Origin of the sequence: Xenorhabdus griffiniae, assembly GCF_015163655.1 — a bacterium.
Classification (GTDB): Bacteria; Pseudomonadota; Gammaproteobacteria; order Enterobacterales; family Enterobacteriaceae; genus Xenorhabdus; species Xenorhabdus griffiniae.
This window is the reverse complement of sequence record NZ_JADEUF010000104.1, coordinates 1-14,557: the sequence shown is the minus strand read 5'-3', so window position 1 is coordinate 14,557 and position 14,557 is coordinate 1. Positions and strand designations below refer to the sequence as shown.

Here is a 14,557-nt window from a genome sequence, read left to right as displayed (position 1 = left end):
ACTGGCAGATAAACCGACACGCAGAGCCAGAGCATCGGCTCATCGGTATTTCGATGATGTCGTCAGGAGTCGTAATTTGGAGCGCACGGAGGCGTACAGATGGTTAGCAAAACAGCTAGAAATTAGCCCTAGCCAATGTCATTTCGGCTGGTTCGACACTGATATGTGCGAACGGGCAGCGAATATATGCAGGGAATTTAGATGAGAAATGACAAAATTAAAGTTATGCATTGAGTATCTCGGTTGACCATTAAACGTCAACCGTTTTACAAATTTACTTGAATTTGTCAACCAAATAAATTTTCTATAATAGAAAAATCGAGAGAGAATAATAATGAGCAATGATGTGATTGAGAAAATAAATACAACTTTAAAATCAGCCGAGGAATTAAAATCAGCAGGCTATCATGAAATAGCATTAGATTTAAATTTATGTATCACAATATTAAAACGTCTCGCTGAATATGAAAATATGAAGCCTGTGGCTTGTTACAATTTAATGGATGGGAAATTGTACAAAGATATATCTGATATGCCTGCTGATAAGACAATGTTTGGAATTTTTCTGTATCCCCACCCAAACAAATAACGAGAAATAACATGGATATTATCGACGCAGCGAATGAATTAAATGAGCTGAATATATCCCATGCTCTACAGAGCCGACCACCAGCATTAACCAGTATCAACGGAATGTGTCGGTGGTGTGAGGCGGAACCAGCAATACACGGTGCATTCTGTAGTCGGGAATGTGGGGAGGATTATGAGCAGGATAGGCGGAAAATAAGGAATATAAACAATGAGTGATTTCGGAGGCAGTAATACCCCGCCCGAATTAAAAGATTTATGGCAAACTCCACTCCCATTATTTATGGCACTCGATATAGAATTCGGATTTTATTTAGATGCAGCCGCCGATGCTCAGAATACCCTGTGTGCACATTATCTCACGGAACGAGATAATGCACTGGAGTGTGATTGGGCGAGTTATGGGGCTATCTGGTGCAATCCGCCCTATAGCAACATTAAACCGTGGATAGAAAAAGCCGCTATCGAATGCCAGAAACAATTACAGCCTATTGTGATGTTAATTCCCGCTGACCTTTCAGTCGGTTGGTTTAAATTGGCATTGGAAACTGTAGATGAGGTCAGATTAATTACAGGTGGCAGGATTTCATTTATTAATGCAGAAACAAAAAAATCAGTGAATGGAAATAACAAAGGTTCATTGTTGTTAATTTGGAGGCCGTTCACTGCTCCACGTAGAATAATAACAACCGTTGAACGAGATTATTTAATGATTATTGGCAATCATCAATTGGAGAAAATAGCATGAAAGTAACAATTGAAATAGCAAACAGCAACGATATCCATTTAGCTATTGGTGCAGTTCAAGACTATTGACAGGCAAATAAATCTAACGATCCCTTTTTATACAAATACGGGTCGCTCAGGGCGTATCAGAGAATCACACAAAGGCAATATCACGTGTCGTATCTATGACTAGCGAATTCGAGAACGCAAGGAGGACAGTAGCAAGGGAATGCCTAGAGGAACTGGAACAATTACCCAAATACGATGACATCGCAGTCACCGCAATCCTCGATAAATACACCCCCAAATTTAAACCACTCAACCACATGAAATTCAGCGCTAAATCAGTGCTGGTGCACTATGTGCGGATGATTCAGAAGGAGAGATAGATGAGTGAGCCTATCTATTTAACTGATAAAGAATTGATTTTACTAACCGGATTTAAACAAAAGAGTCACCAGATAAAATGGTTGACCTCTAACCGAATTCACCATTACATCAATAAGCTAGGTAAGCCTATTGTTATTCGTAGTGAGTTCACTGGCAATTATCGTCAACAAGCCAGTACTAAAGTTGAATCCCCTGATTTTGGAGCGTTACTCAATGGTTAGGAAGCGCAAAGATCCCAATGACCAGAAGCTACCCTCTCGTGTATCAAAAACAAAATATTCGTATTACCTCAAAACCAAAGATAACAAAACTATAATACTAGGCCCATTAACAATGAGCATGACCGAGTTATGGGCTCGGTATGACGGAGAGATCGCAAATCAAAAAATAGTAATGACATTCTCTAAACTGTGGGGAATGCATTTGAATAGCCCCGCATTTACTGAATTATCAGCACGTTCTCAGAAGGATAAATTGCAAGGAGCAAAGAGCATTCTAAAAGTTTTTGGTCATATTAAGGTTGATAACATTAAACCAGAACATATCAGGCAGTATATGGATATAAGAGGAACCCAAAGTAAAACACAGGCTAATCACGAATTATCGTATATGTCAGTGGCGTTTGGTTGGGGGTATGAGAGAGGTTATTGCAAGATTAATCCATGTTCAGGGATAAAGAAGTTTTCCCTCCAAAACAGAGACAAATATATCACCGATGAAGAATATCAAACCACATATGATGTAGGCTCCCCTGTGGTTAAAATAGCAATGGAGATATCATATCTTTGTGCATCTAGGATCGGGGATATATTGAAGCTGAAACATAACCAGATTTCAGAACAAGGGATTTACATCAAGCAAGGGAAAACTGGAGCTAAGCAGATAAAGCAATGGACTGATAGATTGCGTGAAACTATAAATCACGCAGTAGAACTGTTCCCTCCTACATCAACCCAATCTTATGTAATTTTGAATGCAGATGGTAATCAATTCACAAAATCAGGTTTCGATAATCATTGGAGGGAAGCAAAAGAGAAAGCAGCGAAGGTATTGGGAAGAAAAATTGATTTCACGTTTCATGATATCAAAGCTAAGGCAATCTCAGACTTCGAAGGAAGTTCAAGAGACAAGCAATTATTCAGTGGACACAAGACCGAATCTCAAGTAAAAGTTTATGATCGCAAGACGAAAGTAACTCCCACTCTAGACCTTCCAAAAATCAGCAAAAATGAAAGAATATACAGGAATTGAAATAGATAACTGACTGAGATAAAAGGATTTATATTTTCAACTTCATACTGTATATTCTTTCAATTCATCGTAAGATTTTGATTTATATAGATATTGCACCGGATTCTGATTCCGGCATTCCCAGGTTCGAATCCTGGTACCCCAGCCAAATTTTTCAAAGTAAAATATTCTTTGATATGCAAGCCACCATTAAAAGGTGGTTTTTTGTTTTACAGCCGTCAAAATTCCTTCATAAAAGCCACTTCAACAATCGCAAGTAAATAATTCTCCAATTCAATCGCATTAACTGGATAAAAAATAATACGCTTACTGGTTACTTGCGCTTGATAGTTTCCATCTTTTACCTCGCAGGCTGGGTGTACGTAAAATTCATCGGTACACGGACAATACGATGCTATAGATGCTAATACCGTAGAACCGGAGTGAACAATGAACATTAAACCTATTAGAACAGAGAGCGATTATCAAAAAGCATTAAAAGCTATTGCTCCACTATTTGATAATCAACCTGAAATTGGAACGCCTGAATTTGATTACATGGAAATTATGGTGCTGCTAATTGAAGCTTATGAAGCAGAACATTACCCAATAGATCCACCAGATCCCATTGAAGCGATTAAATACAGAATGGAACAATCAGGGTTAACCGTTAAAGATTTAGAACCTGCCATTGGCAAATCCAACCGTGTTTATGAAGTTTTAAATCGTAAGCGCAACCTGACATTACCTATGATCCGTAATCTGCACTGTATGCTCGGAATACCTGCCGATATTCTGATAAAACCAACCAAATTAGCCCCATAAGGGGCTAATATCCATCACAACCCCAATGCATATTTCAGAGCAAGATTTTTCATGCCTCCTGCACGTTGCGCAGCCATTAATGCCAGATTTCGTACCGTTTTTAACCCCGGCAAATCATTACTGAATGTGGTATGGAAAAAATCCATTCCCGCCTGCATCACCAAATTATCCGGCATCCTGCGGCGTTGATAACGCATCAAAACTAGCAAAGAATCCCACTCTTGCAACAATTCCTTAGCATTGGTTAGTACCTTGAGTAACACATCAACATCCCGATAACCTAAATTCACTCCCTGCCCTGCCAACGGATTGATGGTATGAGCCGCATCTCCCAGCAGAACCAACCCTTCTTGTACGTAATGGCTGGCATGATGACGAGTCAGCGGGAATGAGCCCGCAGCAATCGGGGTAACTGTACCTAAGCGGGCAGGAAATGCCTGAAAAATTTCTCGCTCAAGTTGTGCCATCGTCATTGACTGCAATTGGCGAATACGGGCAGGAGAATCATACCAAACCAACGAAGCCCATTGATCAAACAACGGCAGAAAGGCCCTGGGACCAGAAGGAAAAAATTGTTGCCAGGTTATATCTTGTTGAGGCTGGTCAGTCTTGACCGTTATCAGCATACATGACTGGCGATATTGCCACCCGTTACTGCCAATACCCGCCAATTGACGGACTTGAGAACGGGCACCGTCTGCACCAATAATCAGTCGTGTGTTAATTTCCGTGCCATCTTCCAACGTCACCCGCCACGTTTTATTCTCATGCTGACGCTGCATAGATTGCAAAACAGTGGGACAAATCAATGTCAGGTTTGGATAATGTGCAAATTCCTGCCACAAAGCCAGCTGCAAGACACGATTTTCAACCATATGCCCTAACTCTGGCAGTCCCAAACTTGCAGCATCGAAAATGACATTCGAATCATTTTGCTCCCATGTTTCCAGCTTTCGATAAGGAGCACTGCGCATTTGCAAGACGTTTTCCCATGCTCCCAATTGGTTCAATAAATCCACCGAAGCACAGCTGATCGCAGATATACGAACATCAGGTTCACACTCTGCATCATAAAGTGCAGGAGGCTGGTGCTCCAATAATGCAACACGCCAACCTTCCTGCGCCAATCCCAATGCTGTCGCTGCACCAATCATACCTGCGCCAACGACAACAATATCGAATTTTTGTTGTGGATTATTCATATTCATCACGTCATTAACTTATTGATTAAAACAGTCTACCGGAATTTTCCCTTTCCGGCTGAGAATATCCGCTGTTACAGTCTGGTCACTGGTGCCTCAAATGACTACAATAGCTAACAATATTATGCTAAATACACTACGTGCAATATATTGCGCTTTTCAGTGTTGAAGCATCATTCCACTGGAAACACCGGATACACAAAATGTCGACGATAAAAAAACTGTATATCAAAACCTGGGGCTGTCAGATGAACGAATACGATTCATCCAAGATGGCCGACTTGCTGGAAACCACTCACGGTTATCAGTTAACCGATGTCGCCGAAGAAGCAGATATCTTACTCCTGAATACTTGTTCAATCCGTGAAAAGGCTCAGGAAAAAGTCTTTCACCAACTTGGCCGCTGGAAGGGCCTGAAAGATAAAAATCCTGAAATCATTATCGGTGTGGGGGGTTGTGTTGCTTCCCAGGAAGGGGATTACATTCGCCAGCGCTCACCTAGCGTCGATATTATTTTTGGGCCACAAACCCTGCACCGCCTGCCCGAAATGATTAATCATGTCAAAGGCACCCGCAGCCCGGTTGTTGACATCAGTTTCCCTGAAATTGAAAAATTTGACCGTCTGCCAGAGCCTCGTGCCGAAGGCCCAACAGCATTCGTTTCCATCATGGAAGGCTGCAATAAGTACTGCACATTCTGCGTCGTACCTTACACCCGTGGGGAAGAAGTCAGCCGTCCTTGTGATGATATTTTATTCGAAATTGCCCAACTTGCTGCGCAAGGTGTACGTGAAGTGAATCTGCTTGGTCAAAACGTTAATGCCTATCGCGGCGCAACGTTTGATGGCGGTATCTGCACATTTGCCGAACTGTTGCGTCTGGTTGCGGCTATTGACGGTATCGACCGCATTCGCTTCACAACCAGCCATCCAATCGAGTTTACTGACGATATTATTGCAGTCTACGAGGACACCCCTGAGTTAGTGAGCTTCCTGCATCTGCCAGTCCAGAGTGGTTCTGATCGCATCCTTACCCTGATGAAACGTGCCCATACTGCGCTAGAATACAAAGGCATTATTCGTCGTTTACGTAAGGCACGCCCTGACATTCTGATCAGTTCTGACTTCATCATCGGTTTCCCAGGTGAAACACAGGATGATTTTGAAAAAACCATGAAATTGATTGCCGATGTTAACTTCGACATGAGTTTTAGCTTCATCTATTCAGCGCGCCCAGGTACCCCCGCAGCCGATTTGCCAGATGACGTTAGCGAAGAAGAAAAGAAACAGCGCTTGTACCTGCTCCAGCAGCGCATTAACCAGCAGGCCATGAGCTACAGCCGCGCAATGCTTGGCAGTACGCAGCGCATTCTGGTTGAAGGTCCATCACGCAAAAATATCATGGAACTCTCTGGCCGTACCGAGAATAACCGCGTGGTTAATTTTGAGGGAGCGCCTGACATGATTGGTAAATTTGTTGATGTCGAAATTGTTGACGTATACGCCAACTCCCTGCGTGGTAAAGTCATTCGTACTGAAGATGAGATGGATCTGCGCATCCATGAGTCACCTGAATCAGTCATTGCCCGTACTCGCAAGGAAGATGAACTCGGCGTTGGCTTTTATCAGCCTTAACAGGCCCTAACATAGAGACAATCAGTGACACAAATAAACCCACAAGTAGCAACCCAAGAAATCTTTCTGGAGCCTGCTGACAATCAACGTCTGATGAGTCTGTGTGGACCACTTGATGATAATCTGAAACAACTTGAACGTCGTTTGGGTATTGAAATCAATCGCCGTGATAACCGTTTCAAACTGGCAGGTAAACCATTATGTGTTAGCGCGGCCGCAGGGATCCTGCGCCACCTTTATGTCGAAACCGCTCCTATACGCGGCATAATACCTGATCTTGAGCCTGAACAGGTGCATCTCGCTATTACTGAGAGCCGGGTGCTGGAACAAGCAGCAGAAAGCGTCCCTGAATATGGTAAGGCTGTCAACATCAAAACTAAACGGGGTGTTGTAAAACCCCGTACTCCCAATCAGGCGCAATATATTGCTAACATCCTTGATCACGATATCACGTTCGGGGTGGGGCCTGCAGGTACAGGGAAAACGTATTTGGCTGTCGCTGCAGCGGTTGATGCACTGGAGCGCCAGGAAGTCCGCCGTATCCTGCTGACCCGTCCTGCGGTTGAAGCCGGAGAAAAACTGGGCTTTTTGCCTGGTGATCTCAGCCAGAAAGTCGATCCTTATCTGCGCCCGCTTTATGATGCCCTGTTTGAAATGATGGGATTTGAAAAAGTTGAGAAGCTGATCGAAAGAAACGTTATTGAAGTGGCGCCACTGGCTTATATGCGTGGACGTACCCTCAATGATGCCTTTATTATTCTCGACGAAAGCCAGAATACGACCATTGAACAGATGAAAATGTTCCTGACTCGCATTGGTTTTAATTCCAAGGCCGTCATTACCGGTGACGTAACCCAGATTGATTTGCCAAGAGGGCAAAAATCAGGCCTGAGTCATGCAATAGAAGTATTATCTGATGTTGATGACCTGAGTTTTAACTTCTTACATAGTGAAGACGTTGTTCGCCATCCTGTGGTGGCAAAAGTGGTTATCGCCTATGAAGTATGGGAAGCAGCGGAACAAGAACGCAAAAAAATGCTTAATGAGAAACGCAGACAGGAAGCACAATGAGTTCAGTTATATTAGATTTGCAAATTGCCTGTGAAAACCCCGAAGGGCTACCCGAGGAAGCCCTTTTCCAACGCTGGTTGGAAGGTGTTTTGCCACAATTTCAGACCGAAAGTGAAGTGACTATTCGCCTGGTCGATGAGGCAGAAAGCCACGATTTAAACCTCACTTATCGAGGGAAAGATAAACCAACGAATGTGTTATCTTTCCCATTTGAAGCGCCACCTGAAGTTGAATTACCCTTACTCGGTGATTTAATTATCTGCCGTCAAGTTGTTGAAAAAGAGGCAGATGAGCAACAAAAAACGGTCGAAGAACACTGGGCACATATGGTGGTTCACGGCAGCCTTCATCTTCTGGGATATGATCATATTGAAGACGATGAAGCGGAAGAAATGGAAGCGCTGGAAACAGAGATCCTAAAAAAAATGGGTTATACTGATCCCTATCTCGCGGAAAAAGAATAACCACTACCAACATTTTTATGTTAAACATAATAGTCTACGATTTTATATGGGGAATTTTCATTAAAACGCCATGAGCGACGACCATCCTTCAAGTAACGATAACCCTGGCCCTAAGAAAGGCTTTTTTGCACTTCTTAATCAGCTTTTTCACGGTGAACCGAAAAACCGTGATGATTTGGTTGAACTGATCCGTGATTCTGAGCAGAACGACCTCATCGATCCTGATACCCGCGAGATGCTCGAAGGTGTCATGGATATTGCTGATCAACGCGTGCGTGACATTATGATCCCACGCTCACAGATCGTTACCTTAAAACGCAACCAATCTCTGGACGAATGTCTGGATGTTATTATCGACTCGGCTCACTCACGCTTTCCTGTGATCAGCGAAGACAAAGATCACATTGAAGGCATATTGATGGCGAAAGATCTGCTACCCTTCATGCGTACAAATGCAGAACCTTTCAGCATTGATAAAGTCCTTCGTCAGGCTGTTGTCGTGCCGGAAAGTAAACGTGTTGACCGCCTGCTGAAAGAATTCCGTTCCCAACGCTACCATATGGCGATTGTGATCGACGAATTTGGCGGCGTTTCGGGGCTGGTCACCATTGAAGATATTCTTGAACTGATTGTGGGTGAAATAGAAGACGAATACGATGATGATGAAGATAACGACATTCGTACCCTAAGTCGCCACTCCTATTCAGTCCGGGCGTTGACTCAAATCGAGGATTTTAATGACGTTTTTGGCACTAATTTCAGCGATGAAGAGGTTGATACTATTGGTGGGCTAGTCATGCAAGCATTTGGGCATCTGCCTTCACGTGGGGAATCCATCACCATTGATGGTTACCTTTTCAAAGTGGCAATGTCTGATAGCCGTAAGATCATTCAGGTTCATGTAAAAATACCGGATGATGCTGATGTTCCTGGCCTTGATAAACAATAAATAGGATCTGGATGAACAAAGCCTCATTAATGAGTTGCCAGCGGTTACGTGCCGTGCTGGCACTTTTCTTCGGAGCCAGTGGAACGCTGGCTTTTTCACCTTTTGATTTCTGGCCTGCTGCTCTTGTTTCCCTTTTTGGCCTACAAATCCTTTCCTTAAACAGAACAACCCGCCAGGCTTGCTTTATTGGTTTATGCTGGGGCCTTGGCTTATTTGGCAGTGGCGCAAACTGGGTTTATGTCAGTATCGCCGACTTTGGTGGTATGCCAACCGCTATCAATATCTTTTTGGTGATCTTGCTATCTGCCTATCTTGCCCTTTATCCCGCTTTATTTACTGGTGTATTGAACCGCTTTTTTCCGGCTTCTAATAGCATCAGGCTGGTTATAGCCAGCCCAGCGCTATGGCAATTGACAGAATTCTTACGTGGTTGGGTGTTATCTGGGTTTCCGTGGTTACAATTTGGTTACAGCCAAATTGATGGTCCGATGAAAGCCATTGCGCCTATTCTGGGTGTGGAAGGTATTACCTTTTTACTGATGATGATCAGCGGATTGTTGGTTGTTGCTGTCACCCAGAAAAAAATTTCCGCGGCTATTTTCGCCATTATCCTGTTACTGTTACCGTGGTCAATGAGGCACTACCAGTGGTATACCCTACAACCAGAAAAAGCCACTGATATTGCTTTGGTTCAAGGTAATATTCCCCAAGCCATTAAGTGGGAATCCACCGCTCTTGGAAAAACACTGGATATTTATTTGGACAACAGTCGTCCTTTCATTGGTAAAACGCCAATCATCATCTGGCCGGAATCTGCTATTCCTGATGATGAATATAACCAGCGTGATTTTCTGACTAAACTGGATACCGTGCTGAGAAAACATAATACCAGCTTGATCACTGGCATTGTGGACGCCCGACTGACATTGGAAGGTTATAAATTCTATAACAGCATCATCGTATTAGGGGATAAGATACCTTACCAATACCCAGCGTTAACCCGTTACGACAAACATCACCTGGTACCGTTTGGTGAGTTTGTGCCACTAGCATCAATACTGCGGCCATTGGCACCTTTATTCAATTTGCCAATGTCTTCTTTTAGCCAAGGTAATTACATCCAGCCTCAACTTTCTGTTGCTGGACACAATATTACTGCCGCTATCTGCTACGAAATTATTTTGGGTGAACAGGTGCGTGATAATTTCAAACCTGACACCGAGTTCCTCTTGACCGTTTCTAATGATGCCTGGTTTGGACGTTCCATTGGCCCTTGGCAGCATTTCCAAATGGCACGAATGCGCGCTCTTGAATTGGGGCGTCCTCTGCTAAGAGGAACGAATAACGGCATTACCGCAGTAATTAACCCTGATGGTTCCATTCAGTCTGAACTTCCACAATTTACCCGACAGGTATTGGAAACCAAAGTAACCCCGGCCACAGGGATAACGCCTTATTTTCGCTTCGGCAATTGGCCAATATGGGGAGCAAGTGCCCTGTTTTTTATCTTTGCTTTGATAAAAAAACGCCGCAAAGCTTAATTTTATGTTTTCCTATAATAAACGTTAATAGTAGTCAGGGTATATTTCTATACGTATTAAACTTCAAGTTGCAATTTACAACACGCTATGAAACCTGATTTTTCCCCGTCTTGCGGGGAGAAATCACACGCATCTTGAAGTTAGATTGATATATGCCCTGATTTTATTTAACCGTCGATCTCATCACCTAAATAACAAAAATTCATCACATATTTCACCATCAAATACCCGCTAAAACAGAACATTATTTTAAATAGCGCAAAGTGTGAACAACATTCAATATTATTCACTTTTTAATCACACATAAATGAAATTGTTTATTTATAGTGCGATGTGTGTCGCGAAACAGAAACATTATGGTTTCAAAAAAGTAACATTATGAATTATTTTTTTACATCACATAAACAAAGAAACCAGAAAAATCGTTTCGGCAGTTTTATTTATGTATACCAATCGTCTTTCAAGATGCGTCTTATATCTCCCCGCGTAGCGGGGGAGATATAAACAATCACATTGATTTTTAATCTGCAATTTGAAGTTGGATTGGTATAGAAACATGCAAAAACACAATTATCTGTAAGCAAATCCAATTTCACAAAAAATAACCAGATAAAGGAGCTGTATATGCGTAAGTTGATGTTAACTATGATGTTGCTTAGCGCAGTCGGGGCTGCCCATGCTGAGGAATTGACAGGAACACTGAAAAAAATCAAAGATAACGGCATAATCGTTGTTGGACACCGAGAATCGTCGGTCCCATTCTCTTACTACGATAATCAACAAAACGTCGTGGGTTATTCCCAGGATTATTCCAACCTGATCGTTGAAGCCGTCAAGAAAAAGCTGGATATGCCTAATTTGCAAGTTAAGCTGATCCCGATTACCTCCCAGAACCGCATTCCCCTGCTACAAAATGGTACTTTCGATTTTGAATGTGGCTCCACCACCAACAACATTGAACGACAGAAACAAGCGGCATTCTCCAATACCATCTTTTCCGTCGGTACTCGCTTACTGACCAAAAAAGATTCAGGTGTCAAGGGGTTTGATGATCTGGCAGGAAAAAATGTCGTTGTGACTTCCGGCACAACTTCCGAAATCTTGTTGAATAAGCTCAATGATGAGAAGCAAATGAAAATGCGTATCATCAGTGCCAAAGACCACGGTGATTCATTCCGTACTCTGGAATCAGGCCGTGCTGTCGCCTTTATGATGGATGATGCTTTACTCGCTGGTGAACGCGCGAAAGCTAAAAAACCCGAGCAATGGATCATTGTTGGCAAACCACAATCGGAAGAAGCATACGGCTGTATGCTGCGCAAAGATGATCTTCAATTCAAGAAATTGATTGATAACGTTATTGCCAAAACACAAACCTCCGGTAAAGCAGAAAAAATGTTTGATCGCTGGTTTAAAGAACCCATTCCACCTAAGAACCTGAATTTAAACTTCTCTATGTCAGATGAAATGAGAAATTTGTTTAAGTCACCAAACGATAAGGCGTTGAATTAAGAAAACAAAATCCCGATTTCATTGGCAATAACGGGTATGAGGTAGTCGTTCCCTACCTCATTTTTTTCAGATTTAAATTCGATGAATGACAGCTAACCCCATATCAGGGAGTTCGATTATGTCCGCTAATTGGGATTGGGGCATCTTTTTACAAGCAGCCCCTTTTGGTAATACCACCTATCTGGGGTGGCTTATTTCTGGTTTTCAGGTAACGGTGGCACTTTCCGCCTGTGCCTGGATCATTGCATTCGTTGTCGGCTCATTGTTCGGTATTCTTCGCACAGTCCCGAATAAATTCCTTTCCGGACTTGGGACGTGTTATGTGGAGCTATTTCGCAACGTTCCTCTTATTGTCCAATTTTTTACCTGGTATCTGGTGGTTCCTGAATTCCTGCCCAAAAATTTGAGCGATTGGTTCAAAATGGAGCTGGACCCCAATATCCAGTTTTTTATCTCTTCAGTCCTCTGCTTAGGGTTATTCACCGCGGCCCGTGTATGTGAGCAAGTTCGCGCGGCAATTCAGTCACTTCCAAGGGGGCAAAAAGCCGCAGGTCTGGCAATGGGATTAACCTTGCCACAAACCTACCGTTACGTTCTGCTGCCAAACGCCTACCGAGTGATAATTCCCCCAATGACCTCAGAAATGCTCAATTTGGTGAAGAATTCTGCCATTGCTTCCACAATCGGGTTGGTTGATATGGCTGCTCAGGCCAATAAATTGCTGGATTATTCCGCTCACGCCTATGAATCATTCACAGCGATCACACTGGCTTATATAGGTATCAACCTGGTGATCATGCTTGCCATGAGCATACTGGAGAAAAAAGTACGTTTACCCGGCAACCTGGGAGGGCGATAAAAAATGTATCAGTTTGACTGGAGTTCGATTGTACCAAGCTTGCCCTTCCTTCTGGATGGATTGTTGATAACGGCAAAAATTACCGTGACAGCCGTTATCATAGGCATTGTTTGGGGAACCATGCTGGCGATAATGCGCCTCTCATCCATCAAAGCATTGAGCTGGTTTGCCGCCCTATATGTTAACCTGTTCCGCTCAGTTCCACTGGTGATGGTATTACTGTGGTTTTATCTGATTGTGCCTAACTTATTACAAAATATTCTAGGTATTTCACCAAAAACCGATATCCGTTTAATTTCTGCAATGGTAGCTTTTTCGCTCTTTGAGGCAGCTTACTACGCCGAAATAATTCGGGCAGGTATTCAGAGTATTTCCCGCGGGCAATCTTCTGCTGCGCTGGCACTGGGTATGACTCAATTGCAAAGCATGCGGTTGGTCATACTGCCACAAGCATTTCGGGCAATGATCCCATTGCTGCTAACACAAGGCATTGTATTATTCCAGGATACTTCTCTGGTATATGTATTGAGTCTGGCGGATTTTTTCCGTACAGCAACGAATATTGGTGAGCGCGATGGAACCCAAATTGAAATGGTTCTGTTTGCCGGCTTTGTTTATTTTGTGATTAGTTTTTCCGCTTCTATGCTGGTTAACTATTTGAAGAAAAGGACTGTTTGATGATTTCCCTGAAAAATGTATCCAAGTGGTATGACCAATTTCAGGTTCTTACTGACTGCTCAACTGAAGTCAAAAAAGGCGAAGTAGTCGTGGTATGTGGACCATCTGGTTCCGGCAAATCCACACTGATAAAAACGGTCAATGGTCTTGAACCTGTCCAGCAAGGTGAAATTCGAGTAAACGACACAAAAGTCAATGACAAGAGTACCAATCTGGCACAATTGCGCTCCAAGGTGGGGATGGTGTTTCAGCACTTTGAACTTTTTCCTCACCTATCGATTATTGAAAACCTGACACTGGCTCAGGTTAAAGTGTTAAAGCGCGACAAGAAAGAAGCGACTGAAAAAGGCTTAAAACTGCTAGAGCGAGTTGGATTAGCCAGCCATGCGGATAAATTTCCTGCACAACTCTCCGGTGGTCAGCAACAACGTGTTGCCATTGCCCGTGCACTCTGTATGGACCCGATTGCAATGCTGTTTGATGAGCCTACTTCTGCCCTTGATCCTGAAATGATTAATGAAGTGTTGGATGTCATGGTGGAATTGGCGAACGAAGGCATGACCATGATGGTAGTAACCCATGAGATGGGATTTGCCAAGAAAGTAGCACATCGCGTTATTTTCATGGATGAAGGCAAAATTGTCGAAGACAGTAAGAAAGAAGATTTCTTTGCTAACCCAAAATCAGAGCGTGCCCGCGATTTTCTGGCGAAAATTCTGCACTGATTTTTCCTTGTCGGCGGCAGGCAAAACTACCGCCGATTTTAAATTTTCCCTAAAAATAACGCGATGCTCGACTTTCTAGATGAGATGACATAGTGAATTGAAATGACATAGCCCTGCCTTTATAACCTTAAGTTGCGAAACAAAGAGCAATAAAGGAACAAAA

The 14,557-nt window shown here is 43.0% G+C and carries 16 protein-coding genes; 15 read left to right on the top strand and 1 reads right to left on the bottom strand.

Annotated features, from left to right (window positions below):
• From IQ211_RS14780 to IQ211_RS14755, 6 genes are all read left to right on the top strand, one after another.
• Positions 1 to 205, top strand: a 205-nt coding sequence (locus IQ211_RS14780) for a zinc-finger-containing protein (protein WP_228011601.1), incomplete at its 5' end; no start/stop codon positions are given.
• A 129-nt stretch (positions 206 to 334) separates the two neighbouring features.
• Positions 335 to 589: a hypothetical protein gene (locus tag IQ211_RS14775; RefSeq protein WP_189760799.1), complete on the top strand. Its 255-nt coding sequence runs from the start codon at positions 335 to 337 to the stop codon at positions 587 to 589.
• Positions 590 to 799: 210 nt separating this feature from the next.
• On the top strand, positions 800 to 1,336 hold the full coding sequence (locus tag IQ211_RS14770; protein ID WP_189760798.1) for a phage N-6-adenine-methyltransferase: 537 nt from the start codon (positions 800 to 802) through the stop codon (positions 1,334 to 1,336).
• A 367-nt stretch (positions 1,337 to 1,703) separates the two neighbouring features.
• On the top strand, positions 1,704 to 1,925 hold the full coding sequence (locus IQ211_RS14765) for a DUF4224 domain-containing protein (protein ID WP_189760797.1): 222 nt from the start codon (positions 1,704 to 1,706) through the stop codon (positions 1,923 to 1,925).
• Positions 1,918 to 2,955 carry a tyrosine-type recombinase/integrase gene (locus IQ211_RS14760; protein WP_189760796.1) on the top strand — a complete coding sequence of 346 codons (1,038 nt, stop codon included), beginning with the start codon at positions 1,918 to 1,920 and terminating at the stop codon, positions 2,953 to 2,955. The genes IQ211_RS14765 and IQ211_RS14760 overlap by 8 nt, the downstream gene beginning before the upstream one ends.
• Before the next feature lie 429 nt (positions 2,956 to 3,384).
• Positions 3,385 to 3,759: a helix-turn-helix domain-containing protein gene (locus IQ211_RS14755; protein WP_189760795.1), complete on the top strand. Its 375-nt coding sequence runs from the start codon at positions 3,385 to 3,387 to the stop codon at positions 3,757 to 3,759.
• A gap of 14 nt (positions 3,760 to 3,773) precedes the next feature.
• Here the strand turns inward: IQ211_RS14755 and ubiF are convergent, their stop codons facing one another.
• A complete protein-coding gene (ubiF, locus tag IQ211_RS14750; protein WP_189760794.1) occupies positions 3,774 to 4,961 on the bottom strand; it encodes a 3-demethoxyubiquinol 3-hydroxylase in 1,188 nt (395 codons plus the stop codon).
• 203 nt (positions 4,962 to 5,164) lie between these two features.
• Here ubiF and miaB point away from each other — a divergent pair, with 203 nt between their 5' ends.
• From miaB to IQ211_RS14705, 9 genes are all read left to right on the top strand, one after another.
• Positions 5,165 to 6,595, top strand: a complete 1,431-nt coding sequence (miaB, locus tag IQ211_RS14745; RefSeq protein ID WP_189760793.1) for a tRNA (N6-isopentenyl adenosine(37)-C2)-methylthiotransferase MiaB — start codon at positions 5,165 to 5,167, stop codon at positions 6,593 to 6,595.
• A 93-nt stretch (positions 6,596 to 6,688) separates the two neighbouring features.
• Positions 6,689 to 7,666 (top strand): PhoH family protein, encoded by a 978-nt coding sequence (locus IQ211_RS14740; protein ID WP_223281824.1) that lies wholly within the window; start codon positions 6,689 to 6,691, stop codon positions 7,664 to 7,666.
• The gene (gene ybeY, locus IQ211_RS14735) at positions 7,663 to 8,130 is read left to right on the top strand and encodes an rRNA maturation RNase YbeY (RefSeq protein ID WP_189760791.1); all 468 of its coding nucleotides are present in this window, start codon (positions 7,663 to 7,665) and stop codon (positions 8,128 to 8,130) included. Before IQ211_RS14740 ends, ybeY begins: the two co-directional genes overlap by 4 nt.
• A 70-nt stretch (positions 8,131 to 8,200) precedes the next feature.
• On the top strand, positions 8,201 to 9,079 hold the full coding sequence (gene corC, locus IQ211_RS14730) for a CNNM family magnesium/cobalt transport protein CorC (RefSeq protein ID WP_189760790.1): 879 nt from the start codon (positions 8,201 to 8,203) through the stop codon (positions 9,077 to 9,079).
• Between the two features lie 11 nt (positions 9,080 to 9,090).
• On the top strand, positions 9,091 to 10,620 hold the full coding sequence (gene lnt / locus IQ211_RS14725; protein ID WP_189760789.1) for an apolipoprotein N-acyltransferase: 1,530 nt from the start codon (positions 9,091 to 9,093) through the stop codon (positions 10,618 to 10,620).
• A 624-nt stretch (positions 10,621 to 11,244) separates the two neighbouring features.
• On the top strand, positions 11,245 to 12,132 hold the full coding sequence (locus tag IQ211_RS14720; RefSeq protein WP_189760788.1) for a glutamate/aspartate ABC transporter substrate-binding protein: 888 nt from the start codon (positions 11,245 to 11,247) through the stop codon (positions 12,130 to 12,132).
• A 118-nt stretch (positions 12,133 to 12,250) separates the two neighbouring features.
• Complete coding sequence (locus tag IQ211_RS14715; protein WP_189760787.1) at positions 12,251 to 12,991, top strand: amino acid ABC transporter permease; 741 nt, start codon at positions 12,251 to 12,253, stop codon at positions 12,989 to 12,991.
• Positions 12,992 to 12,994: 3 nt separating this feature from the next.
• Positions 12,995 to 13,669 carry a glutamate/aspartate ABC transporter permease GltK gene (gltK, locus tag IQ211_RS14710; RefSeq protein ID WP_189760786.1) on the top strand — a complete coding sequence of 225 codons (675 nt, stop codon included), beginning with the start codon at positions 12,995 to 12,997 and terminating at the stop codon, positions 13,667 to 13,669.
• On the top strand, positions 13,669 to 14,394 hold the full coding sequence (locus IQ211_RS14705) for an amino acid ABC transporter ATP-binding protein (protein WP_189760785.1): 726 nt from the start codon (positions 13,669 to 13,671) through the stop codon (positions 14,392 to 14,394). Before gltK ends, IQ211_RS14705 begins: the two co-directional genes overlap by 1 nt.
• Positions 14,395 to 14,557: the final 163 nt, after the last annotated feature.